Annotated in this window: 19 protein-coding genes, 1 tRNA gene and 2 pseudogenes; 7 read left to right on the plus strand and 15 right to left on the minus strand. The window is 47.1% G+C overall.

Annotated features, from left to right (window positions below; all coding sequences use genetic code 11):
- The first annotated feature begins 4 nt into the window (after positions 1-4).
- Positions 5-520: a DUF411 domain-containing protein gene (locus tag ACUJFK_RS08410; RefSeq protein WP_215398801.1), complete on the plus strand. Its 516-nt coding sequence runs from the start codon at positions 5-7 to the stop codon at positions 518-520.
- 137 nt (positions 521-657) lie between these two features.
- On the opposite strand, the gene cadR is transcribed toward ACUJFK_RS08410, so the two are convergent.
- The gene (gene cadR, locus ACUJFK_RS08415) at positions 658-1,065 is read right to left on the minus strand and encodes a Cd(II)/Pb(II)-responsive transcriptional regulator (protein WP_024126910.1); all 408 of its coding nucleotides are present in this window, start codon (positions 1,063-1,065) and stop codon (positions 658-660) included.
- Positions 1,066-1,160: 95 nt separating this feature from the next.
- Here cadR and ACUJFK_RS08420 point away from each other — a divergent pair, with 95 nt between their 5' ends.
- From ACUJFK_RS08420 to ACUJFK_RS08430, 3 genes and pseudogenes are all read left to right on the plus strand, one after another.
- On the plus strand, positions 1,161-2,057 hold the full coding sequence (locus tag ACUJFK_RS08420; protein ID WP_445424812.1) for a cation transporter: 897 nt from the start codon (positions 1,161-1,163) through the stop codon (positions 2,055-2,057).
- Positions 2,058-2,060: 3 nt separating this feature from the next.
- Positions 2,061-2,573 carry a signal peptidase II gene (lspA, locus tag ACUJFK_RS08425; protein ID WP_445424813.1) on the plus strand — a complete coding sequence of 171 codons (513 nt, stop codon included), beginning with the start codon at positions 2,061-2,063 and terminating at the stop codon, positions 2,571-2,573.
- 21 nt (positions 2,574-2,594) lie between these two features.
- Positions 2,595-3,888: pseudogene (locus tag ACUJFK_RS08430) on the plus strand (ISL3-like element ISPpu12 family transposase).
- 82 nt (positions 3,889-3,970) lie between these two features.
- Here the strand turns inward: ACUJFK_RS08430 and cueR are convergent.
- The gene (cueR, locus tag ACUJFK_RS08435) at positions 3,971-4,375 is read right to left on the minus strand and encodes a Cu(I)-responsive transcriptional regulator (RefSeq protein ID WP_445426670.1); all 405 of its coding nucleotides are present in this window, start codon (positions 4,373-4,375) and stop codon (positions 3,971-3,973) included.
- A gap of 13 nt (positions 4,376-4,388) precedes the next feature.
- On the minus strand, positions 4,389-6,755 hold the full coding sequence (locus tag ACUJFK_RS08440) for a heavy metal translocating P-type ATPase (RefSeq protein ID WP_445426671.1): 2,367 nt from the start codon (positions 6,753-6,755) through the stop codon (positions 4,389-4,391).
- A 164-nt stretch (positions 6,756-6,919) separates the two neighbouring features.
- Between ACUJFK_RS08440 and ACUJFK_RS08445 the strand changes: the two genes are divergently transcribed.
- Positions 6,920-7,156 (plus strand): heavy-metal-associated domain-containing protein, encoded by a 237-nt coding sequence (locus tag ACUJFK_RS08445; RefSeq protein ID WP_092797183.1) that lies wholly within the window; start codon positions 6,920-6,922, stop codon positions 7,154-7,156.
- On the opposite strand, the pseudogene ACUJFK_RS08450 reads toward ACUJFK_RS08445, so the two are convergent.
- The 9 genes and pseudogenes from ACUJFK_RS08450 to ACUJFK_RS08490 all read right to left on the minus strand — a co-directional run.
- A pseudogene (locus ACUJFK_RS08450) lies at positions 7,153-7,422 on the minus strand (helix-turn-helix domain-containing protein); the annotation flags it as partial. The gene ACUJFK_RS08445 and the pseudogene ACUJFK_RS08450 overlap by 4 nt on opposite strands.
- Before the next feature lie 866 nt (positions 7,423-8,288).
- Positions 8,289-9,844, minus strand: a protein-coding gene (locus ACUJFK_RS08455; protein WP_445424806.1) for an IS3 family transposase whose coding sequence is annotated in 2 segments (ribosomal slippage) — positions 8,289-9,361 and positions 9,361-9,844 — 1,557 coding nt in all. Because the reading frame shifts where the segments join, the coding sequence is not laid out codon by codon here.
- Between the two features lie 130 nt (positions 9,845-9,974).
- Entirely contained in the window at positions 9,975-11,417 is a 1,443-nt protein-coding gene (locus ACUJFK_RS08460; RefSeq protein WP_445426672.1) for an IS1182 family transposase, read from the minus strand.
- Positions 11,418-11,629: 212 nt separating this feature from the next.
- Positions 11,630-13,987, minus strand: coding sequence for a tyrosine-type recombinase/integrase (locus ACUJFK_RS08465; RefSeq protein ID WP_445426673.1), 2,358 nt, complete (start codon positions 13,985-13,987; stop codon positions 11,630-11,632).
- A 93-nt stretch (positions 13,988-14,080) separates the two neighbouring features.
- Positions 14,081-15,636 (minus strand): IS3 family transposase gene (locus tag ACUJFK_RS08470; RefSeq protein ID WP_445424806.1). Its coding sequence is split into 2 segments (ribosomal slippage): positions 14,081-15,153 and positions 15,153-15,636, totalling 1,557 coding nucleotides; the frame shifts between segments, so codons are not numbered across the junction.
- A gap of 30 nt (positions 15,637-15,666) precedes the next feature.
- The gene (locus ACUJFK_RS08475) at positions 15,667-16,578 is read right to left on the minus strand and encodes a hypothetical protein (protein WP_445426674.1); all 912 of its coding nucleotides are present in this window, start codon (positions 16,576-16,578) and stop codon (positions 15,667-15,669) included.
- The gene (locus ACUJFK_RS08480) at positions 16,548-17,711 is read right to left on the minus strand and encodes a hypothetical protein (RefSeq protein ID WP_445426675.1); all 1,164 of its coding nucleotides are present in this window, start codon (positions 17,709-17,711) and stop codon (positions 16,548-16,550) included. Before ACUJFK_RS08480 ends, ACUJFK_RS08475 begins: the two co-directional genes overlap by 31 nt.
- Before the next feature lie 4 nt (positions 17,712-17,715).
- Positions 17,716-18,900 (minus strand): IS4 family transposase, encoded by a 1,185-nt coding sequence (locus tag ACUJFK_RS08485; RefSeq protein ID WP_445424681.1) that lies wholly within the window; start codon positions 18,898-18,900, stop codon positions 17,716-17,718.
- A gap of 76 nt (positions 18,901-18,976) precedes the next feature.
- Positions 18,977-19,684 (minus strand): hypothetical protein, encoded by a 708-nt coding sequence (locus ACUJFK_RS08490; protein WP_445426676.1) that lies wholly within the window; start codon positions 19,682-19,684, stop codon positions 18,977-18,979.
- A gap of 144 nt (positions 19,685-19,828) precedes the next feature.
- On the opposite strand from ACUJFK_RS08490, the gene istA reads away from it, so the two are divergent.
- The gene (istA, locus tag ACUJFK_RS08495; RefSeq protein ID WP_445426677.1) at positions 19,829-21,382 is read left to right on the plus strand and encodes an IS21 family transposase; all 1,554 of its coding nucleotides are present in this window, start codon (positions 19,829-19,831) and stop codon (positions 21,380-21,382) included.
- Between the two features lie 11 nt (positions 21,383-21,393).
- Positions 21,394-22,140 carry an IS21-like element helper ATPase IstB gene (istB, locus tag ACUJFK_RS08500; protein WP_445425371.1) on the plus strand — a complete coding sequence of 249 codons (747 nt, stop codon included), beginning with the start codon at positions 21,394-21,396 and terminating at the stop codon, positions 22,138-22,140.
- 39 nt (positions 22,141-22,179) lie between these two features.
- Here istB and ACUJFK_RS08505 read toward each other — a convergent pair whose 3' ends face one another.
- The 3 genes from ACUJFK_RS08505 to ACUJFK_RS08515 all read right to left on the minus strand — a co-directional run bounded on the left by ACUJFK_RS08505 (position 22,180) and on the right by ACUJFK_RS08515 (position 24,013).
- Complete coding sequence (locus ACUJFK_RS08505) at positions 22,180-22,962, minus strand: hypothetical protein (protein ID WP_445426678.1); 783 nt, start codon at positions 22,960-22,962, stop codon at positions 22,180-22,182.
- A complete protein-coding gene (locus ACUJFK_RS08510) occupies positions 22,959-23,573 on the minus strand; it encodes a hypothetical protein (RefSeq protein WP_445426679.1) in 615 nt (204 codons plus the stop codon). Before ACUJFK_RS08510 ends, ACUJFK_RS08505 begins: the two co-directional genes overlap by 4 nt.
- A 363-nt stretch (positions 23,574-23,936) precedes the next feature.
- Positions 23,937-24,013: transfer RNA gene (locus ACUJFK_RS08515), tRNA-Val, on the minus strand.
- Between the last annotated feature and the right edge of the window lie 260 nt (positions 24,014-24,273).

The following is a 24,273-nucleotide window of genomic DNA, read 5'->3' on the forward strand; positions in this document are numbered from 1 at the left end:
CACTATGAAGTTAACTCTGATAGCGGCAATGCTGGCAGCCACTGCGCTATTGGCTGGTTGTAAAGACGCCGGCCCGGCTAAACCGGAAACTACAGCTTTGTCCGACAGTGCTGGCAATGCGGCAGCACTAACCCTCACGGTATACAAAACGCCAAGCTGCGGTTGCTGTAAAAAGTGGGTATTGCACCTTGAACAGCAGGGAGTGGTTGCACATACGAAAAATTATGATGATTTAAGTGGCATTAAAGCCCGCTACGGTATCTCACCACAGTATTATTCCTGTCACACCGCCGTATCGGAGCAGGGCTATGCTTTTGAAGGCCATATCCCTGCTAAATACATCCGGCAATTCCTCGCTGAGTCGCATCCGGATGCGATTGGCCTGAGTGTACCGGCGATGCCGCTCGGCTCACCGGGCATGGAGGTCGAAGACCGCTTTATGCCGTACGACATTCTGCTGCTAAACAAAGATGGCAGCGCCAGCGTCTACGCCCACATCAGCGATGCTTCGATGCAGTAGCCAATAATAGGCGCTTAAAAAAACACCACTTTTAAAGTGGTGTTTTTTTAGGGTAAGCGGATTAAATGGTTGATCTTACCTTTGCATGAGAGTGAGACAGACCGGCATCTCATCGGATTATCTGGTTGATGCTTCACCTACTGCTGGTGCATGTTTCCTTCGCTAATTCCAGCAAGAACCCCACACGCCTCAACTTCCCGGTCATCGTTGCAACTCGCTCTCAGTGAAACGAGTTGTTTCTCAAGCGCTTGCAGAGCGGTTATCTGCGACCGCACATGAGAGATGTGATCATCGAGCAAGGCATTGACAGCGGTACAGGACTGATGAGGGTCGTCCTGATAGCGCTTTAGTTCGTGAATTTCTGCCAGTGACAGATCCAGGATGCGGCAGCGACGAATAAAGGCCAGCCGCTCAACGTGTTTCTCGGTATAGACACGGTAACCGTTCTCCTGCCGACCAGGCGGCGGCAACAAGCCCTGCCGTTCGTAGAAGCGGATCGTCTGTGTATCTACCCCTACTGACTGTGCCAACTGACCAATACGCATCGGGTTCCTCCGCAACGGATTCTCTACGCTATTGACCTTATAGCGACTATATAGTTTTAAATGAAAACCCGATCACATTCAAGTGGAGTCATATCATGAGTAAAAACTGCGGAGGCCCCTGTGGCGACCATGCAAGGCCTGCGGCGGATACCGATATGCAGGCCTCCTCCGATGCGTCGGGGAGATGGGTCAGTGTTTATGCCGTGCCGAAGATGGACTGTCCATCAGAAGAACGAATGATTCGCCTAGCCCTGAACGGCTTTGAGGAGATTCGGGCGCTGTCCTTCGACTTGTCGAACCGCCGGCTGAAGGTCGTGCATGACGGCGAGGTCGAGCCCGTCACCTCGAAACTGAAGACCTTGGGGCTAGGCGCCGCGCTTCAGGAAAGCGTTGCTGCAAATCCGGAGACCATCAAGGCCGCCGAGTTTTCGGCAGCTTCTGCTAAGCAAGAATCCGGGACCCTGCGCTGGTTGCTCGGCATCAATGCACTTCTGTTCGTGGTGGAAATGACTGCCGGTCTGATCGCCCGGTCCACCGGCCTGATTGGAGAATCCCTGGACAATTTTGCCGATGCGGCGGTGTATGGGCTTGCCCTTTATGCGGTTGGACATAGCGTGAAAATGCAGGTACGTGCCGCGCATCTTGCTGGTGTACTGCAACTGATCTTGGCTGTGGGCGTACTCATAGAGGTGGTGAGACGCTTTGTATTCGGTAGTGAGCCTGAATCCCTGGTGATGATGGCTATCGCATTCGTCGCATTGATTGCCAATACCAGTTGTCTGCTGCTCATATCCAAACATCGGGAGGGCGGGGCGCACATGAAGGCAAGCTGGATATTCTCGGCCAACGACGTGGTGATCAACCTGGGGGTCATCACCGCCGGCGCTCTGGTCGCGTGGACCGGGTCCAATTATCCGGATCTGATTATCGGCACCATCGCGGGGGTAATTGTGCTTAACGGTGCTAGACGCATTCTGGCGCTCAAGGATTAAGCAATGTCCATTTTTGGCAAACATCTGTCACCGTACGCTCTGTTGTCCATCTCCGGCCTGCTGGCAGCGTCTGATCAGGCCGTAAAATGGCTGGTGCAACAATCAATGGCCTATGGCGAGTCTATTTCAGTGACCTCATTCTTTAACTGGGTACACGTATGGAATACCGGTGCCGCATTCAGTCTTTTTGCGAATGGTGGAGGCTGGCAGCGCTACTTTTTTATCGGAATCGCGGTAGTGGTCTCGATTTTTCTGATCAAGCTGATCCTTGAAAATCGTCATAAAGGAGAAGCCATCGCTTACAGTCTTATCCTCGGTGGCGCCATGGGCAACCTGATTGACCGGGTCTTTCGCGGCTATGTTGTGGATTCCTTTGATTTCTATTGGCGAGACTGGCATTGGCCGGCCTTCAACCTGGCTGATATTGCAATTGTCCTCGGTGCCTTACTTTTAGTTTCCGGCAGCTTTTTGGGTAAAAAAACAAACACCAATGCCGAGTCGGATGGATCTGACTGAAACCTTCGCCTATACAACACCATGACCGAACTTCCCGACAACATCCTTCACCTGCCGCAATACCAAGTACTGGGCTACAAAACCACCGACGACGACATGCACTTCCAAGTGGACGCGCCCGATCCCATTGCCTGCGAAGAATGCGGAGTGCAGGGTGAGTTCGTGCGGTTCGGCAAGCGTGATGTTCCCTATCGTGATCTGCCCATCCACGGCAAGCGGGTCACCCTCTGGGTGGTCCGCCGCCGGTACACCTGCCGGGCCTGCAAGACAACCTTCAGGCCCCAGCTACCGGAGATGGTGGACGGCTTCCGTATGACGCTGCGGCTGCATGAATACGTGGAGAAGGAATCCTTCAACCACCCCTACACCTTCGTGGCGGCACAGACAGGTCTGGACGAGAAGACGGTACGCGACATCTTCAACGGACGCCCGCGCCGAGTTCTTGGGGCGCTGGCACCGCTTCGAGACGCCCCGCATCCTGGGCATTGACGAGCTATACCTGAACAAGCGCTACCGCTGCATCCTGACCAACATCGAGGAGCGAACCCTGCTCGACCTGCTGGCTACCCGCCGTCAGGACGTGGTGACCAACTACCTGATGAAGCTGAAAGACCGCCAGAAGGTCGAGATCGTCAGCATGGACATGTGGAACCCCTACCGGGCAGCGGTCAAGGCTGTGCTGTCCCAGGCCCGTATCGTGGTCGATAAGTTCCATGTGGTACGCATGGCCAACGATGCCCTAGAGAGAGTGCGCAAGGGCCTCAGAAAGGAGCTGAAACCGTCCCAGAGCCGGACTCTCAAGGGAGACCGGAAAATCCTGCTGAAACGCGCTCACGAAGTCTCAGACCGGGAGCGCCTCATCATGGAGACTTGGACAGGCGCGTTCCCGCAACTGCTGGCCGCCTACGAGCACAAGGAGCGCTTCTACGGCATCTGGGACGCCACCACACGGCTCCAGGCAGAAGCCGCCCTGGACAAGTGGATAGCCACCATCCCGAAGGGCCAAAAGGAAGTCTGGAGCGATCTGGTCAGGGCAGTGGGAAACTGGCGCGAAGAGACCATGACCTACTTCGAGACGGACATGCCCGTCACCAACGCTTACACGGAGTCCATCAACCGACTGGCCAAGGACAAGAACCGTGAAGGGCGCGGTTACTCCTTCGAGGTGATGCGGGCACGAATGCTCTACACCACGAAGCACAAGAAGAAGGCACCGACTGCGAAGGTCTCTCCTTTCTACAAGAAAACCATCGGTTACGGACTGCCGGACTTCGCAGAGGAACTCAACTACGGAGTCGATCTATCAACCATCTGAGGGTGGTATCAGATTGATGGGGTGAAGGTGCCCCATCAACCATTAAATCCGTATACCCTTTTTTTATTGAAGCACGATAATGTCAGCCGGGTTTCGCCAGTTGCTGCAAGATATGGCAATGTGGGCTGCTATCGCCCCGGCAGCTGTCCGCCAGCTCCGTCATCACCTGCTGCATATGCTGCAGCTCGGCAATTTTGCCGGCAATTTCATCCAGGTGTTGCTGAGCCAGCTGTTTTACCACCCGGCTTTCACGCTGTGGGTCTTGCCATAATGCCAGCAGCGACTGGATATCGTGTAACGAAAACCCCAGGTTGCGTGCCTGACGAATAAAACGTAGCTGGTTAATTTGCTCACTGTTGTAAAGCCGGTAACCGGCATCAGTGCGTGGTGATTTTCTCAGCAAACCGGATTGCTCATAGTGCCGGATCATTTTGGCGCTTAAGCCACTCTCTTTTGCCGCATCACCAATGGTCAGTAAGGTCGCCATTTGCTGCTCCTTGTTAAAAAGACATGCGTTGCAAACGCAGGGCATTGGTTACCACCAGCACACTGCTACAGGCCATCGCTGCGCCGGCAATCACCGGGTTTAAAAAGCCCAGCGCCGCCAGCGGTATACCGATAGTATTGAAGGCAAAGGCCCAGAACAGATTTTGCTGAATATTACGGTAGGTTGCACTGGCGAGCAGCAGTGCTGTCGCAACCAGTTCCGGGTCGCCACGCATCAGCGTAAATGCAGACGCACTGACCGCAACATCGGTACCTGTTGCCATCGCGATACCTAAATCAGCTTGAGCCAAAGCAGGGGCATCATTAATGCCATCGCCCACCATCGCTACTTTATAGCCTTGCTGCTGATAGGCCGCTACGGCTTGTGCTTTACCCTGCGGCAGCACTTCTGCGTTAAAGTTATCCAGCCCCAGCTCTTTGGCAACATACTCGGCGCTGGCCGCTGAATCACCCGTTAACATGGCAACCTGAATACCGGCAGCTTGTAACTTATGTACCGCATTTTTTGCCTGGGCTTTGGCTTTATCGGCAAAACACAGCAAACCGAGTAATGTCGTGCCCTGAGCAGTTTTCTCTGCCAGCCAGGATACCGAGGCGCCCGGCACTGCGATAAGGTCTTGCGGTAATGTCAGCCCCATCTCTCTCATCCAGCTACCTGAGCCCAGCATTACCGCACGGCCTTTGACGTTAGCTTTCACGCCTTTTCCGGCCACTACAGCAAAATCCGATACTGCCAATAAATCGACATTGTGGTTGATAGCATAGCTAACAATTGCTTTGGCCAGTGGGTGTTCGCTGTACTGTGATAACGCATAGGCCAGTGCGGCCAACTCAGTTTCGTTGTTAAGCGCATTCAGCTGCGTTAATACGGGTTTACCCTCGGTGAGGGTGCCGGTTTTATCAAACACCACATAATCAATTTTTGTCGCCTGCTCCAGCGCGACAGCATCTTTCACCAAAATACCCTGGCGCGCCGCTGTGCCGGTACCGGCCATAATGGTCGCCGGAGTGGCCAGACCCAAAGCACAGGGACAGGCTATAACCAATACCGCTACTGCATTAAGAATACCTTGCTGCCAATCGGCAAACGCCAGACCCCAAATCAGCACGGTGGCTAAGGCGACCAGTAATACTACCGGTACAAAGATACTGCTTATCTTATCCACCAGGGCTTGCACTGGTGCTTTCGCGCCCTGAGCCTGCTCTACCAGGCGGATAATTTTTGACAAGGTGGATTCTGCACCTAAGGCGCTGGCCTCGAACTCCAGCCGACCATCGAGATTAACCGAGCCGCCCGTCACTTTATCGCCAGAGGTTTTATGCAGCGGCACACTTTCGCCGCTGATTAGTGCCTCATCCACGTGGCTGCTGCCCTCTGTCACTATGCCGTCGGCCGGTATCCGTTCTCCTGGCAGCACCTGAATGCGATCACCTTTGAGCAGCTCAGCCGCTGCAATACTGTGCCAGCTATTATTGCGCCAGACCCTTGCTGATGTCGGTTTTAAGTTTTCCAGTGCTTGCAGCGCATCGGTCGTACGCCGCTTGGCGCGTTTCTCCAGGAACTTACCCAGCAGTACCAGGGTTAATACTGCCGCGCCACTTTCAAAGTACAGGTGTGGTGCGCCATGATGCCCATCAAAGCTGTACCACAGATAGAGCGATAAGCCATAAGCGGCACTGGTACCCATTGATACCAGCAGGTCCATATTGCCGGTGCCCGCTTTCAGTGCATGCCAGCCGGCTTTGTAAAAGCGCGCGCCAAAGTAAAATTGTACCGGTGTTGCTAACAGCCATTGCCACAAGGCAGGCAACATCCAGTCGGCACCGAACAGCATGCCCACCATCGGCAATACTAACGGCAGGGTGAGTAAGGCAGCACCGATCACTGGCCAGCTGTCACGCTGATAAAAACGTCGTGGTTGAGCAGGGGAATTTTGAGCCTCAGGCGAAGCCTGGCTGAGGATCAGCTCATACCCGGCATCGGCAACGGCCTGTTTCAGGGCGCGGTCTTCTGTGGCGGGTAACAGGGTCAGGCTTACCTGCTCTGTAGCCAGGTTTACTGACGCGCTTAGCACACCAGGCACCTTTAACAGGCTTTTTTCCACCCGGCCGGCGCAAGACGCACAGGTCATACCCTTTACCGCATATTGCCGGTTAGCCGTGTCCAGTTCATAGCCGGCACGGGTTACCGCTGCACTAAGCTCGTCAAAGCGGGCATCGCCTGCTACCGTTGCGATGTCTGTTGCCAGGTTGACGCTGGCTGAGGTCACGCCGGCCACAGCGCGCAGTGCATTTTCAATCCGATTCGCGCAGGACGCACAGGTCATGCCCTTTATTGCAAGTTGTATTGTTGCTGCCATATCCGTGACTCCAGGTTGAGAAATGTTATCAGGCATAACAAGACTAAACCTTACCATTATGGCAAGGTCAAACAACTTTCAAAAAAACTTAAAATAGCGGCTTGACTTTACCACAGTGGCAAGCATTAGCTTGTGTCATGAACACACCACAGGAGAGAAACACTATGAAATTCCATATCGCTGACATGACATGTGGCCACTGCGTTAGCATGGTTACCAAAGCCATCCTCACAGCAGATGGTGATGCAAAAATACAGACGAACCTGACCGACAAAACGCTGCAGCTCAGCACGGAACTGAGCTCTGCAGAGGTAATGGAGGTCTTAACAGAGGCGGGATATCCGGCGACAGAAGTCAAAGCCAGCTGCTGTAATCCGGCGAACACCTGCCACAGCGCCTAACGAAAAAGCCACCTTAAGGTGGTGCTAAATCCCAGCTGTTTGAGGAGTTTATAAATAGCGTTGTGGTGGTACTCCACACCAAACTCGGTTTTGATGTAGTGAAGAATTTTCTCGCCGGTCAGTCTGCCACCTTGCTCACTTTGGCTATGCGATTCAATAAACTCGCCTAATTGCTTTTGCTGTTGTGCGCTGAGATAAGGAATCCGCCCCTTTGCTTTGCGGGCTTCAAGACCATCCAAGCCCGCTTCAAGGTAACTTGACACCCAGTTATTGACGCTGGTGCGGCTGACCTTCTATTGATTAGCGACTTGTGTGCGGTTTTTACATTCAAGGAATTGCGCGATCGCGAGTAAACGCATGCGTTTACGCGCATTTTTCTCCGCTCGGGAGAGCTTGAGGAGTTCTTCAGCGGTTTGATTCATAAAGCTAAGCGAGTGATTATTCGAAACCTGCAATTAGAACAGAAAACTAGACGGAATGGTATAACAGCGCTCCTTAATTTCTTTGTTAGGGACGTCCAATGCAAGTGATGGCGGCAAACATATCCATCCACTGGATGCTTACACCTGACAGATGATGGGAATATAAATTGCCACTTAAAATCAGAAATTGCGTAAGGGTATTTTCGAGCGAGCCCTGGCGGGAGACTTGTTTTACCCTCACCTTCGCAAAGATCCTTTTCATGAAGATCACGAACCTTTTCAATATGCAATTTAAGGGGTTCAACAAGCTTTTCAGGTAACATCGTGACTCGATCTTTACCGCCTTTGCCACGAAATACATACAGTATCTCTGCAACACCAAAAAAGCGGTAAGTTGTCAGTTTGTATAACAAGGCGCTATTGTCGCCGCATGCGCGGCTGGGACGGCTTACGCTGCGCTTCAGCCGCCCCAAAGCTTTGCGTTCTGCTAACACCTAAAAGCGGACTTTACAGCCTTAAAGTTGGAATGTCTGCAATTGGCCCAGGCTGTGTAAAAACTCAAAATTTCTGCTTTGCCACCAAGTTATTCCATAGCAGCAATAGAATTTCGCTCAACTTGGCTAACTAAAGTTTAATTTTGTTCTATGGGGATTTGGCTTTGACTAAATCGACATCGGAGTTTTTCAAGGTAGTTGTCCGATTTTCCCGTTTTATGCTGCTGCCTGAACTGGCACGATTTCCCGCTCAGGATTCAGACTTACTGGCCCTATAGGGCTCCAGTTTCTTGTTGCTCTGCCAGCCCATCGCTGTGGGTAATCTGACTTTGCTTGTTCATATACCGCTTTACGCTTTTCCAGCAGAGCCGTATCTTGGTGCTGATGCCGCTGCGCCGGTGTCACGAACCTGATACCACTATGGCGATGCTCATTATTGTAGAAGCGTGTAAATTCTAACATCCACTCTCTGGCACTACCTACGGTTGCAAAGCCGCCGGTTGGCCACTGCGGACAATATTTCACCGTCTTGAACAACGACTCCACATACGGATTATCATTGCTCACTCTGGGCCGGCTGAATGAGGAGGTTACACCCCATTCTTGCAATTTTACCCTGAGCGTACTGCCTTTCATCGGACTGCCGTTATCTGAGTGCAGTACCAGTGGTTTAAACAGGCACTGTTCACGTAGTAACGCACGCTGTACCAACTCACTGGCCAGTTGACTGCATTCCTTGTCGTGTACTTCCCAAGCCACCAGTTTTCGGCTGTAAATATCGATGATCGCGTATAAATACCAGTATAAACCGCGTATGCCTGAGGGCATATAGCTGATGTCCCAACACCACACCTGATTGGGTGCTGACGCACTGTAACTGGTGGGCATTGGCCGCTTCTGAGGTGCTTTGCTTTTGCCACGATGGTGCTGTTGGTTTGCCGCTTTTAATACCCGATACATCGTCGATTCCGACGCCAGATAAACACCTTTATCTGCCAACCTCGGCACAATTTGCGATGGCGGTAAGCTGGCATACTCTTCGTCATTACAGGTGGCCAGTATCTGCTCGCGCTCGGTTTCACTAAGCTTGTTCTTCGGCTCTTGCCTGATGGCTACTGGCCGTTTATCTTCAAGCACCACACCTTGCTCATCCCGCCAGCGGCGCAGTGAACGCAACGGTATCTCAAGCTCCTGTGCAGCCTTATCACGCCTGGCACCGGCTAACACGGCTTCATCAAACCAGACCAGGTTTAAGCTGCGTTCACTAACCGACGTTAACTGTCCTCGTCCTCCTCGCCGTAGTACGCTCTGAGCTTTTTTCGCAGCACCAGCAACGCTGCCGCCTCCGCTAAGGCTTTTTCTTTACGGTTAAGCTCGCGCTCTAACGTTTTAATGCGCTTTTTATCTTCTCTAGACTGCTTTTTCTCAGCAGCCTTGCGCTGAGCTTCGCTCATATTGCCCATCACACAGGCACTGCGCCACTCTTTAACCTGCTCAACCAACAAGCCTTTTTCACGGCAATACTGGCTTAACTCAGCCTCTGATAGCGGGGCAGTTTCAATCACCACCGCCAATTTTGCTTCTCCTGACCAATCATCAGGCTTTTGTCCACTTACCGGCACAGCATATCCTTGAGCTTTTAACTGATTACGCCAATTGTACAGCGTCTGCTCGCAAATGCCTTCCTCTCTTGCCAACTGCGCTACTGAGCGACTGACTGGCGGTAATAACTTCTTTAAGATCGCTTCTTTTCTTTCTGGGGATATAGCCATTTCAACCTGCTAACCACCCGCCGTCTGACGCTAACTATTGTGAAAAAAAGACCGGACAACTATCCTGACACGGCGGGACATACCCAAGTGGTCTTTGTGACTGACAATGGCTTATACGCAATAATATTCACTATTCATAAAGCTCCTTTAGCTTAATTTTCAATCCCTCAACGCCCCAAATCGATATCATCCGTTTCAGGTTATATGCCAGTATGTGTAAGCTGATTTCAGTGCTTACATTGGTAAATCGTCGCATCAAGAAGTGAGTCGCACCCATCCACATTTTGATCGTTCCAAACGGGTGCTCCACGGTTTGCTTTCGTATCGTAGCTGATTGTGGTGCAGCATCTAACTTAGCCTGCATGTTTTCCATTTCAGATTCATGCACCCAACGACGGATCCGCCTAGCTGCACTTTTTGACGTGGTGCATTTGGCGCGCTGGCTGCAATCCCTACAAGCAATACAATTAAAGTACATTTGCAATTCTAAGCCATCTTCAACGGTGGTAAACCGATTCTGAAGCTCGTTACCCGCAGGACAAATGTAGATGTCTTTTTCCTGGTTATATTTAAACAGTGCGAGGTTATAAAGCCCTTTGCGGTCAGCTCCAGAGGTATCACCTTTTGGAACTAAGGCTACGGCTCCTAAGTCCTGAGCCGCTTTAATATCACTCCGGCTGTAATACCCTTTGTCGGCAAGAACAGTAATATCAGTCTTACCCACTGCCTCTTGCGCTAATTTGGTCACAGTCGTTAGCTGGCCACGGTCAGGGATATTGGTTACCTCGTGAGCAACAATCAGATGATGCTTTGCATCTACTGCTGTCTGTACGTTATAGCTAACTTGGCGGTTAACATTGTTTATTTTCATCAGCCGAGAATCAGGATCTGTTAATGACAGCTGTTTATCAGGATGTTGCTCTTCGGCTTGCTGCACTTGCTTTAACTCTTCTAAACGCTTTTGAAGCCATGCCAACTTTGTTGCTGTTAATTCTGAGTTAGCTTCAAGCTCTGCCTTTTTATCGGCATCATCGAGCTTATCCAGATATAAGCTGATGCTTTGCTCAATTCTTTCGATGTGGCCTTTAACCTTGCTCGGAGTGTAGTTATTCGATTTGCTATTTACCGCTTTAAATTTACTACCGTCAATGGCAACAATCACATCAGTGAACATTTGCATTTGCTTGCATAGGTCAATGAAAGCACGGCAAGCATTCTTAATACCTTTACCGTTATTTTTTCTGAAATCAGCGATGGTTTTAAAGTCAGGGGTTAATCGCTCAAGCAGCCACATCAATTCAACATTTCGATGCGCTTCTTTTTCTAATCTGCGGGAAGACTGGATACGATTCAGATATCCATAAATATACAGTTTAAGCATGGTGGCCGGGTGATACCCAGGCCGCCCAGTCTGTTTTGGATTAATATTTTCGAAGCCGAGAGAAGCAAGTTGCAGACCATCAACAAAGATGTCGATTACTCGGACAGGGTTATTTTCAATAACAAAATCATCCAGTGCCTCAGGAAACAATGTTACTTGATGTCTGCCTGAGCCTTTTATATGGTGGGTCATATCAGCACACTTACTATTGCTTCGTATGCTATTAATTTTAGTAAACAAGCAGTTGGCTTGGGGCGTTTTATTAAGAATAATTGATCATAAAAACCTGCTACTTAGACCAAAAGGTGATCAGCAGTTTTCACACAGCCTGGGCACATTGTGAAGATTCTCTTGACTTCCCACTCTTAGACTGGTGATTATTGAAATAAATCATGACCCTAAGTTTAATTAGGATTATTTTCTTTCAATTTTTGCCAAGAAAACCATAAACATAACACCTTAATTAAATTTGCCAAGCTTTTGTCTCTTGTGTCTATTTGATTATGGCTGGCTTTATTTAACCGTTTTTGTGAAGTTAAAATTCTTACTTCTAACAATGGATTGTTTTTATATAAAACTTCTTTAGATTGAATGAGCTTGACTGTTATAGGTAATTTGTCAAATTCTTGTTGAGAAACTTTGCTGGTGAACTGAAACAAGCTCGCACATTCAAATGAAGCTGCTTTAAGGTTTATATGTTTAACAAGTTTGTTAATCCAATCTTCAGCGGTTGCTGCGACAAATTGCGCATCTGCAAAATTACCACGCCTCAATTTCTGCGAGTCAGTATGGTTTGCAATTAACAAACGAAAAGCGTGTTGCTGAGGCGGTATTTTTAATTGATGTGTAAGCTTTAAAAGTTCAGCTGCTTTTATCACACAATCTGTTCTTGGCAAGAAGCCCTTTCCAGGTATCATAATTGAAATAAGATCTTTAATAGCCTGCTGATTTAAAGCGTTCACGCCATTCTCAAATTCTAAGATCTCACACCATGCCACAACGTTGTTAGTGCACTTTTTAGTTAAATTGTTAGCCTTTATTTTAGTGAAAAGCGCTTTGTACTCTGTTCTTGTTGCGGTGACTTGATAGCACTGGATTAGTTTTTCAATCTCGGCAGGGGTGAGCTCAAGACTGCTTGCTATTGCCATTGCTGATAGCGACTTTTCATGTAAGATCATAAAATTTGCAAGTTGAACTAATGAGACTTGCTTAGTTTCTGTTTCAACCGCTACTGCTTGATGTTGTCTTAAAATCGGCAAACTTGATTCGATAGTGACATTTTTTGTGATTTGCTCGTGGTTTAGTAACGTGGGTTGCTGCAACAACGAAACTGACTTTTTCAGTTGCAGAGGATGAAGACTGATCACCTTCGCATGGTAACCAAAATGTTGAATAAGCAAAGGGCGGCTTAATTGGTAGTTCTTGCTGAGAAATAAATAAGAAAATACATCAAGTAGATGCAGGTAACTTCCACAGGTTGTTTCAATTGATGAATGTCCAAGCAAGTGACTTAACACAAACTGTTTTTTTCTAGATAGTGCAAAAGTTAAACCTAATCGCTCTTTTAATGCTACTGCCACCTCTTTGCTTAACCAAGGATGGTTCAAAAATGCAATGTGCTGAGCTTGATGCTTTTTATTCTCTTCGAGGAAGTTTGTAGAACATATTGCTGGCAGTTTTTTCTCTGATTGATGAGCATGTAACAGCCAGTACATCCAATTAGCATAAGAATGTCGAAGATGATGAAAACGAAAGTTTGGTTCAGCAGTTATTTGCCTTAGCAAATCTGATAATTGAGTAAACGCCTTACTTACAATGACTTGATCGGCAAAAAGTGCTTGATCAATTCGGCGTTCACTTAAGGCGCTCTCAACGAAGTATTGCAAAAACTTAATTTCTTGCTCTGGCCAAAATGGTGCTAATGGCACATTCCGAGCACTCTGAGGTGACTTAAGCTCTCTTTGTAGATTTCGCCTGACATGAACTTCTGAAAGTTTGCCATTAATTTGTATATCTCTCAGTTTCAGCTTAGACGCTTCTTGACGGCGCAAACCACTAAAAAATCCTAAACAGAATAATAGACGTGCTGTTTGAGACGTTATATCTGTTTGAGCCTCGAAATATTGAAGAACGATCTCCGCTTCATGACAAGTTAAAATATTTGCATCAACCTGTGTTTGATGGCTTGGAATATCAAGTTCGCTCAGTTCAAACTCTGGCGCTACTTTAGTTTGTAAAAGGTAATTCGCAAAGTAACGGACAAAAACTCGACGCGAAGGTGATTTTACAAGTGTGATGACTTTGTTCAGTGCTTCGATCCAATCATCGGGTTCGGTTAAGTCATAATCATCATTTGTTAAAACGGTAAGAATTGGTTCTGCAACACTTATCAGATAATCATTAACTGTACTTTTTCGAATTACTCTTTTTTTACTACCCCCAAGTTCAAGTAGTGTTACACACCAGCTAAGTAACAGATGTGACCAAGGATCCGCTTCAAAATTGCCATCTGTTTCTAACCAGTTTTTTAATGCTGTTTTGTGTTGAGTGGCTTCTTGTTTTTCGCTCTTAAAATAACTACTGGTTTTTTCTTTTATGAATTTGAGTTTGTCTGACACTTTTGGATTAACCGGATACTTGCTCGTTTTCTCTCCGAGTAATGCTGCTTTATTTCTAATTAGCACTCTTTGTTGTCTAATTGTTAGCTTCAATTCATCGTTTTCGATAGCAATAGGATGGAGTTGAGGTGAACCACTCGCCACCCTTAACCAACGATGATGGTTCAGCGGTGAGAATTTAACTTTACCGGCTAACAGTCTCGGAGTTTTTCAAGGTAGTTGTCCGATTTTCCCGTTTTATGCTGCTGCCTGAACTGGCACGATTTCCCGCTCAGGATTCAGACTTACTGGCCCTATAGGGCTCCAGTTTCTTGTTGCTCTGCCAGCCCATCGCTGTGGGTAATCTGACTTTGCTTGTTCATATACCGCTTTACGCTTTTCCAGCAGAGCCGTATCTTGGTGCTGATGCCGCTGCGCCGGTGTCACGAACCTGATACCACTATGGCGATGCTCATTATTGTAGAAGCGTGTAAATTCTAACATCCACTCTCTGGCACTACCTACGGTTGCAAAGCCGCCGGTTGGCCACTGCGGACAATATTTCACCGTCTTGAACAACGACTCCACATACGGATTATCATTGCTCACTCTGGGCCGGCTGAATGAGGAGGTTACACCCCATTCTTGCAATTTTACCCTGAGCGTACTGCCTTTCATCGGACTGCCGTTATCTGAGTGCAGTACCAGTGGTTTAAACAGGCACTGCTCACGGAGTAATGCACGCTGTACCAACTCACTGGCCAGTTGACTGCATTCCTTGTCGTGCACTTCCCAAGCCACCAGTTTTCGGCTGTAAATATCGATGATCGCGTATAAATACCAGTATAAACCGCGTATGCCTGAGGGCATATAGCTGATGTCCCAACACCACACCTGATTGGGTGCTGACGCACTGTAACTGGTGGGCATTGGCCGCTTCTGAGGTGCTTTGCTTTTGCCACGATGGTGCTGTTGGTTTGCCGCTTTTAATACCCGATACATCGTCGATTCCGACGCCAGATAAACACCTTTATCTGCCAACCTCGGCACAATTTGCGATGGCGGTAAGCTGGCATACTCTTCGTCATTACAGGTGGCCAGTATCTGCTCGCGCTCGGTTTCACTAAGCTTGTTCTTCGGCTCTTGCCTGATGGCTACTGGCCGTTTATCTTCAAGCACCACACCTTGCTCATCCCGCCAGCGGCGCAGTGAACGCAACGGTATCTCAAGCTCCTGTGCAGCCTTATCACGCCTGGCACCGGCTAACACGGCTTCATCAAACCAGACCAGGTTTAAGCTGCGTTCACTAACCGACGTTAACTGTCCTCGTCCTCCTCGCCGTAGTACGCTCTGAGCTTTTTTCGCAGCACCAGCAACGCTGCCGCCTCCGCTAAGGCTTTTTCTTTACGGTTAAGCTCGCGCTCTAACGTTTTAATGCGCTTTTTATCTTCTCTAGACTGCTTTTTCTCAGCAGCCTTGCGCTGAGCTTCGCTCATATTGCCCATCACACAGGCACTGCGCCACTCTTTAACCTGCTCAACCAACAAGCCTTTTTCACGGCAATACTGGCTTAACTCAGCCTCTGATAGCGGGGCAGTTTCAATCACCACCGCCAATTTTGCTTCTCCTGACCAATCATCAGGCTTTTGTCCACTTACCGGCACAGCATATCCTTGAGCTTTTAACTGATTACGCCAATTGTACAGCGTCTGCTCGCAAATGCCTTCCTCTCTTGCCAACTGCGCTACTGAGCGACTGACTGGCGGTAATAACTTCTTTAAGATCGCTTCTTTTCTTTCTGGGGATATAGCCATTTCAACCTGCTAACCACCCGCCGTCTGACGCTAACTATTGTGAAAAAAAGACCGGACAACTATCCTGACACGGCGGGGTCTTGCCTGCATTGGAGAGGCTTTTAACGTGAGATGGATTTTTGCCGCTTCTTTTAACTTAGTAAATTTGGTGGTTATTAATTGCCTGCTTGGATCTGCTTTAGTTAGATAGGCATTGATGCATTTCAGTAAGTTAGTTGCTTTGTCATTACTTTCTTGCAATGCCCAAACTTGTTGCAATAGCAGTTGAGCTGTCGTATCTAAAAATATTCTTTTTTCATTATGTTTGAAATAACAAAGCGGATTTAATATTACAAAGTGCTCTACTGGCGCAGTTATGATGTGTTGCAACAGTGCTTGCTCAATTACTCCAAGACGAAACATGAGCCACAATACAAGACGGCCAGCGCCTTGCTGGTAATTTTGCACTGAGGTTGTTTGGACCATTTCTGTTGTAAGTAATTGATCTATTTTTTCAGCATAGTGTGCTCTAAGAAGTTCCACTGCTGTTAAACAGGGCATATCGCTTTTTACAGTCACTAATCGAGGGATTGTAGGGGCACTTACGTCGGTGTGAAACTTCACATAGCGAATAAACACTTCCAGTAAATCTAGCTGAATTGCCCTAATGCCAGCTTGTTTGCTGAGGCTTCTAATATAAACCTGCAGGCTATCCTCGGTGATCGTATTGTTGTATTCATCGATTTTTAAATTGCGAGAAGCGCGATTAATAAGATCTTCTACATCCTTTGAATAGTCATTTTTAGTAAGTTTTTTTTGAAGCGATGGACTTACATCAAATCCTAAACTGGTATTGTGATCTGTTAGTAAGCTTTTGACCTGTTTTTCAAATGTAGTCCAAAACGTTTTTCTCGTTTTATTTAGGTAGTGTATTAAACTAACAATGTTGGAAGTGCTTGCCATCCTTGCTCCTGCAACATTTCGTCAATTATGGGGGTGAGCAGGTTTATTGCTTCGTTTAACTCAAATGAAGAATAATCACCAAGAGCTGCTTCACCTGTTGACCAATGACCTAGTTGAAAGTTAATTAATTCGGAGGGCAATTGCTTCTTTAGCAAGTAACTTCTTAAAACATGTCGGCCAAAATTAATTGGGAATTTAAAGCCCTTTAATCTGGCCTTTAGCGTTTTAGGTGAAATGGCGATGCACTGGAGTGAATCCTGTTTCATTTGTAATTCAAAAAGCGGGCCCGGTAACTTAACGTTATTTTTAACACTTTTTAATAAAGTTTGGTTTTCACCAAAGCTATTTAGAAGTGCAATTCTCAGTTTGTCGATGGCAGAGTGAATGTGTTCGCCAAGTTCTGGTTTCAAAATGATGATCAGATTACACAGTTTTTCGATATGATTTTGATAGTAGTTTAATTGTTGTGCCAGAATTGAACCTACAGCAACAATTCGAGTATTAGTGAAGTCTTCGTCGTCTTTGTCACTTATTACCATGCAATGATAGTGAGGTAAAAATAAACTCAGCAACGGGAGAGGATTACGTACCGCTCGATAGCCTGTCGCAGCTAGTAACATCATCGCCGTATAAGTAACATAATGATTGTGATAATTAATCAACGCATCTATTGATTGTTGCACCATTGCTTTGTTTGCAGTGGAAAAAGGACTAGCTAATCGTCCAGTTAGTTTATTTAACTCAGCTAGGCTTGGCATTACTTTAGAGCCAATCAATAGTGGCTGCGCAGTTAAAAGTGGGGGTACTTCTTGAAAAGTACCTAGCCCCTCAGGTAAGAGCCAGTCTGGATCTATTTGGTTTATAGTGGTTTTAACGTCATGCCAAAACTTATTAAGTTCTGCAACGATATTGCTAATCGGTATTTGAGAGTAAAAACGCGTGACTCTGGTTTGATAACTATATCCGCCAAATGCATATAATAAAATGACCGGATCTTGCTTACCAACCGCAATAATTCTGTGCAAACAAAAGTGTTTAATTTTATCGATACTTAAACTGATCTGCGTTTTTTTTGCAAATAGCTTAAGTAAATTATGAATTTCCTGAGGGATCCCCACAAATTTACACCCCATAGTATTAGCTCTTTGCCAATTTGATTAGCGCCCAGTCCCACTGTGCAACCCAGTGCAAGATCTGCTTTAGCCCTTGCTGATAATCGTGTCTGCGAATAGGCAGTTTCGGTTCCTTACAAAGCAGTATCCCGAGGAAGTTCAGTGCCAGCACTCGCCGATTTTTTACCGTATTAGCCTGATATCGCAAATGTAAGCCAGCCTTTTCACCCGCCGCACCCATCAGGTAGTGGAACCAATTTGCCAGTGCCGCCAGTAACAGCAATATACCCAAACGTGATTTGATTTTAGTGCCGTGCAGGTCGCTTCCTAAGCCATAACGTGAGCTTTTCTGGTCTCTGAAGCTTTCTTCAATTTGCATCCGGCTACTGTAGCACTTGGCGATTTTATCTGCGTAGCCATGGCAATCAGGCAAAGATGACACCAATAACCAAGGTTCTTTGTAAGACTTATTTTTGTCTCGCTTCAATAGCTTATAGCCTTTACCAACTAGAATCGCGCGGGTTTCATAGTGTTGCGTCTGAGTCAGCACGATTGCGCCTAAGTGTTTAGGGGTGGCGCGAGCTTTTTTATAAAGCGCATTTACGGTCATAAACTCTGTTTGCTCTGCCAGCTTAAGCTTCACGTTACCTCTGACTCTTGCGACATAATGCCAGCCTAATTTGCGTACCTGCTTAAGCCAGGGCACTTTAAAGCCAGCATCGGTGACGATAACAGGCTTACAGTCGCTAGGTAACATGGCCTTGAGTTGCTTTAAAAACGCCCAGTGCAAATGTGGGCAAGTGTAATCTTCTGCCGCCGCTACTTTTTGTAATAGCGTGAGTGCTCTGCCATCAACAGCGATGCTGGCTCGCAAAATAAAATGGCGCTTCGCGGTATCAGCGTTGCTCCAGTCAATCAAAATGAGCGGCTGCGTTTTGCTACTGACAATCAAATGAGTCATTGCCGCATAGATCAGAGGCAGTTCCCGTTGTAGATTGGCATTGCTGAGCAATCTATCCGCGCGCTTAATGCTGACTTTGTCAGAAGTGCCTGGCATAGCGCGACCAATCGCTGTGACGGTGCACCGCGCGTCTTTGGTCAAAGCTGTTACAGCATCTAATAACACCGAAAATCGGGTTTTATGCATCGTTTTGGGGGTGACAAATGCAAGGAAATCAGCGAGCATAGTTTTTACATTCATGGTGACCATCCGCGTTTTGTGAGTTTTGGCGAATGATCAGATCGGGAACCACCATGAATGTTCCCTAATCGCCTAACATTTTATTTTAACTAGAGAATTTCTGGGGATACCTCAGATGAATTTCTTTTTCTATGGATTTTTCAGTCAATTTTTTAGGTAGCAACAGTCGCTCATCTGCTTCAGATAGTGTTTGTAGTTGTTTTAAGAGAGGCTGCATAAAGTGAGGTAAACTTAAAGCTACATGCATGGGTTTTGCATCTGTGGTAACCGGCATAATGATGAATTGCCAGCCAAAAAGGTTGTCGCGATAAAAAACACCTTCTTTAGTTGCTGAATTAAACATCATGGTCAGTTGTTCACTTAGACTACGACCAGTAACCAGCATGACCCAACAGCACCAAACAGCGACTTGCCTTTTATCAGGTTTCTCAAGTACATTTAAGGGGTTAAGGTATTTAACTAATTCAATCAGCTCATAGGGTTGAAGCAAACTTTTATCTAGTAAATGACCATTATGCGCACGCTGCAACCTGTTCGAAATGTCGAAAACTTGATACATTTTCTTATGTTCATCGAGTACTTGCTCAACCAACTGTGCTCTGGTTTTTGGCCTAGTCAATTTTTCAGGATTACGGACTTCAATCACATCGACATCTTGAGATAAGTCATCAGGTAATATGCCCGCATCCTCTATTGTTTTTAGTTCTGAAATGTCTCGTTTGTGAATACGCAGTGATGGATCATTTGGTACTGGGTGCGTATTTCGGGATGATCCGGCCAGCGATTTCGGCATGAGTCGGCCACCCATTTCGGTATCATCCGGCCACTGATTTCGGCCTAATCCGGCCACCTGTTTCGGTATCGTCCGGCCAGTTTGTTCTTCCTTCGTTTTACGGACTTTGGCATAACAGTTTTTTAACTGTTTGTCGGAGTAGTCATGACACGTAAAAAGAAAATGGTAAGGACAGATATGCACACTTATCTGGATATATTCCGCCTTAAATTTGAAGCCCGGTTAAGCGATCGGCAAATCTCTCAGGCTTTAAATATTGGCCGGGCAACCATCAGTGATTTGATTATCCGCTTTAACAATTTAGGCCTCAGTTGGCCGCTGGCAGCCGACTATCCGCTTGATAGCCTCGACAAACAGTTATTCCCTGGCCGTGATTACAGTACGCAGCGGGTCTTGCCGTCGTGGGTGCAGGTACATCTTGAGCTGCGCAGAAAAGGCGTCACCAAATTGCTGTTATGGCAGGAATATCAGGCTGAGCACGGCAGTAACGCCCTTGGCTACACGCAGTTCTGCGAGCATTACCGGCGCTGGTGTGCTGTACAAAAACGCTCGATGCGACAGCATCATGACGCCGGTGAAAAGCTGTTTATCGACTTCTGTGGCCCGACTGTGCCGATTGTGAACCCTCAAACCGGCGAGATAAAACACGCCGCTATCTTCGTCGCCACCATGGGGGCATCGAACTACACCTATATTGAAGCCTGTGAAGGTCAGGATATGGAGTCCTGGCTGATGGCGAACAGCCGCTGCCTGACGTTTTTGGGCGGTGTACCGGCGTTATTGATACCCGATAACCTCAAAGCGGCGGTTGATAAAGCGGATAGGTTCGAGCCGGTGCTTAACGACAATTACAAAGCCCTGGCCAGACATTATGGCTGTGCATTGATGCCCACCCGACCACGCAAACCGCAGGATAAAGGCAAAGTCGAATCTGCTGTACTGATTGTTGAGCGCTGGGTATTAGCCCGGTTGCGCCATCAGGTGTTTTATTCACTGGCTGCGCTAAATCAGGCTATCCGGGCACTGAATACTGAGCTTAACCAGCGGCCAATGAAGCATTACAACGGTGCCAGCCGTGAGCAGTTGTTTAAATTACTGGACGAACCTGCCTTACAACCTCTGCCGCCTTATGCTTATGAGTACACCGATTATCGCATTGCTAAAGTCGCCAAAGATTACCACGTACAGTACGACAATCACTGGTACTCGGTGCCACACCGTTTAGTCGGTGAGCGGGTTGAAATCAGTGCCACGCAGACGCTGGTTAAGGTTTACCATCAGACTAAATGTGTCGCACAGCATCCTCGCAGCCATAACGCTTACCGGCACAGCACAGACGTGGCGCATATGCCAGAAAACCATGCAGCCTATCAGGAGTGGAACCCAGAGCGTATTCGCAGCTGGGCCACGCATATTGGCTCCAACACCCTAGCGGTGGTATTAGCCGTTGAACGCAGTAAAGACCATCTGGTTCAGGCACAGCGCGCCTGCCTGGCGCTACTGAGTGAGCAAAAACGCTACGGCAGTGACCGGCTGGAAAACGCCTGCGCGCTCGCCATAAGTCGCCAGCTACCTTATATACCGGTCATCAAAAAGCTGCTTAAAAACGGCGAAGATATGCGCTGGCAACCTGATGAAACCAACACAATTATCCCTGGTACTCACATCAACATCCGTGGCTCAAAATACTACCAATAAGGACAACACTAATGGACGCACTACTTATCCAACTACGCCAGCTAAAGCTGGCAGCCATGGCCAATGCGCTGGAGCAACAACGCCTTGCGCCCCATACTTATGCCGAGCTTAGCTTCGATGAACGATTGGGATTACTGGTCGAGCAAGAACATCTGGCGCGGGATAACACCCGCTTACAACGCTTGCGCAAACAAGCCAATCTGCGCCTTAAAGCGACACCAGAAGGCTTACGTTATCCGGCAAAGCGCGGCTTGCGAGCTGAACAAATTACGCCACTGATGCAAGGACATCACCTGACGTACCACCAGAATATCTTGATAACCGGCCCCACTGGCAGCGGCAAAACCTATCTTGCCTGCGCCTTAGGTGAGCAAGCTTGCCGACAGAATAAACGCGTGCTGTATTACCGGTTAGGTCGGTTACTGGAAAGCCTGAAAATAGGGCATGCTGATGGTAGCTATCTTAAACAACTGGTACAGCTACAAAAGGTAGATATGTTGATCTTGGATGACTGGGGCCTTGAGGGATTTAAAGGTAAACAAGTCAGCGATTTACTGGACGTGATTGAAGATCGCTACGAGCAACGCAGCACAATCATCGTCAGTCAGTTACCGGTCTCGGAGTGGTACGGCTTAATGGATAATCCCACTGTTGCAGATGCGCTGTTAGACAGAGTGATCCACAATGCCCACCGACTGGAATTAACAGGTGAGTCACAACGTAAAAAAACACTGGTTCAGGGAGAAGAAGTCGGGTAAAAAGAGAGGATAAACGAAGGTCAGATCATGCTGGCCGGATCACACCGAAACGCCTGGCCGGATGAAACCGGAACAGGTGACCGGACAAACCGAAATACGCACTGGGAAACTGACATCAAAATTTCGTTTACCAAAACTACGCCTTTTACTGTATTCACGTTTAGTACTTTTTCGCGGTTTCCAATCTAATAAATAAAAATGTGCTAGCTGTCGGATATAATTACGTGTTTTAAGTTGCAAATTTCTATCGCTGTCGAGCAGGTCCAATAATGCCTTGCCTTTCGCTTGGGAAGATTTCGAACGAACTATCTCTGTGGCATCAAATTCTTCTGGGTTTTGTAGAAGAAGCCTCAAAGCACCTGAGGCTTCTTTTAACTTAGAACTAGTTTTAGAAATTTCACTCAGTATTTTGCTTTCATTCGTCCAATAATGAGACAAAAAAGACACAAGCAACCTATTGGTAGGTACATTTTTGATGATTTTTGAATTAGCAGAATATTCAAATAAAAGTGCATAGATAGGCTGAGCATCACACCAGCCATTTTGTTTGTGTCTGTTGGTTAACGACGGGTATTCTTCTTTTAGTTCAGTGATTGATTTGCTAAGTTCACTGAATGCCGCATCCGAAATTTTTAAAAACGCTGCCAAATCTCGAATTTCACTTTTTACAATACTAATTGTGTTACTGATAAAATATAAACCCCGCAAGTTTTCTGGAGCATCTATGCGCTCAATAAACTCAGTTGGAATGATTAAATCTGGCGAGACGTTACTTTCTTGCTGTTTTTCTCTAAAGACATTGATATTCAATTCTTGTTTCATTTGTCACCGTTGCTGACAAAATGTTTATTGGTAACATTAAGCCATGATGCTACTTTGGCTTTACTAGTTAGCTCAGGATAAAGCGTTAACCATTCTTGAGATTGAAAAATACTGTTTGCTCCTTTGGGTTTTTCAATCCAAGCTTCCAAATAGCTCATTACCGTTTTAAATTCTGTGATATGAGCGTCGTGCAAAAATAGCCGAGTAAAATCATGTAGCGCAAAAAGCTGGACCATCGCTTTAGGCAGAAAGTTATTTACCACCAAAACAGGAAACCTCTCAGTTTTATCAGGGTGAGCACTGAGTAATCTTTGATAAGTAATTACTCCGCCAATTACATCAAAGCGGGGAGTATCGTCTGAACTGTTTTTTGCTTTCATGGCAATGATGGGATTTTGAATTGCTTGAGCTCTGAGCGCACCAACAGAAAGCGCTGAAGTATTACTGCTGGACTTGTATATCGTTACAACGTTTGCTGACAGCAACAATTTTTCAGTAACTTTAGATAATTGCAGGTGTGATAGTGGCAGATGGATCAGCGTCGCTGCAGATGCAAGATGAGCCGTAAAGTCAGCATAGCTTTTGAATGTGGGTGTTTTAGTGTTGGCCAATAAATGCTACTCCTTTGCCGCATGTTATTAACTCATCCTAAATCAAAATAAACATAAGATAAATTTTTTAAGCAATTTTGTTTGTGGTTTTAAAGACTTAATTTTGATGTGGTTTTTCTAAGGTAGGGGTCAAAAAAGATAAACGTCAAACAATTTTTGCGAGGGGCGTGGTCACCATTTGGTCACCATTTGGTCACCGAACGTGTTTTTGGGTGTAAAACGGGTAAAAACAAGGGTGGGTGAACACTGGTTAAAAATCACACGCTGTTTTAATTTTTTGTCTGTTAAAAATAAAAATGAATATATTCAAGGCCCTAAAAACAAAAAAGCCACTCAATGAGCGGCTTTTTTGTTTGAATTCTTTGGTGCGTCCTAGTGGACTCGAACCACCGACCCCTACCATGTCAAGGTAGTGCTCTAACCAACTGAGCTAAGGACGCGCACTGAGTTGTTATTGATAACTGTCATCGACAACGGGCGCTATGTTATTGCGCTAGTGGCCTCTTGGCAAGTGTTTTTCTGCCTGGTTGATGTGTTTGGCTGAAATTTAGCCGTGTTGGCCTGCGGCGGGCGCTATTGTGGGGTAATTAACCGCACATGGCTTGGAGTTGGTCGTATCTAGGGTGGTGCTCAGGCTATGGCTTGCCACAACGTTGTTGGCTTGTGGTAAGTTTTAACAAAATAAAACGATAAACACCGT

The organism is Alishewanella sp. HL-SH06 (genome assembly GCF_052656265.1).

Excerpts from the sequence above, each read along its gene's own strand:
- istB (WP_445425371.1), top strand. The coding sequence starts at position 21,394 with ATGGACGCACTACTTATCCAACTACGCCAGCTAAAGCTGGCAGCCATG.
- istA (WP_445426677.1), top strand. The coding sequence starts at position 19,829 with ATGACACGTAAAAAGAAAATGGTAAGGACAGATATGCACACTTATCTG.
- ACUJFK_RS08505 (WP_445426678.1), bottom strand. The coding sequence starts at position 22,962 with ATGAAACAAGAATTGAATATCAATGTCTTTAGAGAAAAACAGCAAGAA.
- lspA (WP_445424813.1), top strand. The coding sequence starts at position 2,061 with ATGTCCATTTTTGGCAAACATCTGTCACCGTACGCTCTGTTGTCCATC.
- ACUJFK_RS08460 (WP_445426672.1), bottom strand. The coding sequence starts at position 11,417 with ATGACCCACCATATAAAAGGCTCAGGCAGACATCAAGTAACATTGTTT.
- ACUJFK_RS08480 (WP_445426675.1), bottom strand. The coding sequence starts at position 17,711 with ATGGGGTGTAAATTTGTGGGGATCCCTCAGGAAATTCATAATTTACTT.
- ACUJFK_RS08490 (WP_445426676.1), bottom strand. The coding sequence starts at position 19,684 with ATGCCGAAATCGCTGGCCGGATCATCCCGAAATACGCACCCAGTACCA.
- ACUJFK_RS08440 (WP_445426671.1), bottom strand. The coding sequence starts at position 6,755 with ATGGCAGCAACAATACAACTTGCAATAAAGGGCATGACCTGTGCGTCC.
- ACUJFK_RS08445 (WP_092797183.1), top strand. The coding sequence starts at position 6,920 with ATGAAATTCCATATCGCTGACATGACATGTGGCCACTGCGTTAGCATG.
- cadR (WP_024126910.1), bottom strand. The coding sequence starts at position 1,065 with ATGCGTATTGGTCAGTTGGCACAGTCAGTAGGGGTAGATACACAGACG.
- cueR (WP_445426670.1), bottom strand. The coding sequence starts at position 4,375 with ATGGCGACCTTACTGACCATTGGTGATGCGGCAAAAGAGAGTGGCTTA.
- ACUJFK_RS08485 (WP_445424681.1), bottom strand. The coding sequence starts at position 18,900 with ATGGTCACCATGAATGTAAAAACTATGCTCGCTGATTTCCTTGCATTT.
- ACUJFK_RS08475 (WP_445426674.1), bottom strand. The coding sequence starts at position 16,578 with ATGGCAAGCACTTCCAACATTGTTAGTTTAATACACTACCTAAATAAA.
- ACUJFK_RS08410 (WP_215398801.1), top strand. The coding sequence starts at position 5 with ATGAAGTTAACTCTGATAGCGGCAATGCTGGCAGCCACTGCGCTATTG.
- ACUJFK_RS08420 (WP_445424812.1), top strand. The coding sequence starts at position 1,161 with ATGAGTAAAAACTGCGGAGGCCCCTGTGGCGACCATGCAAGGCCTGCG.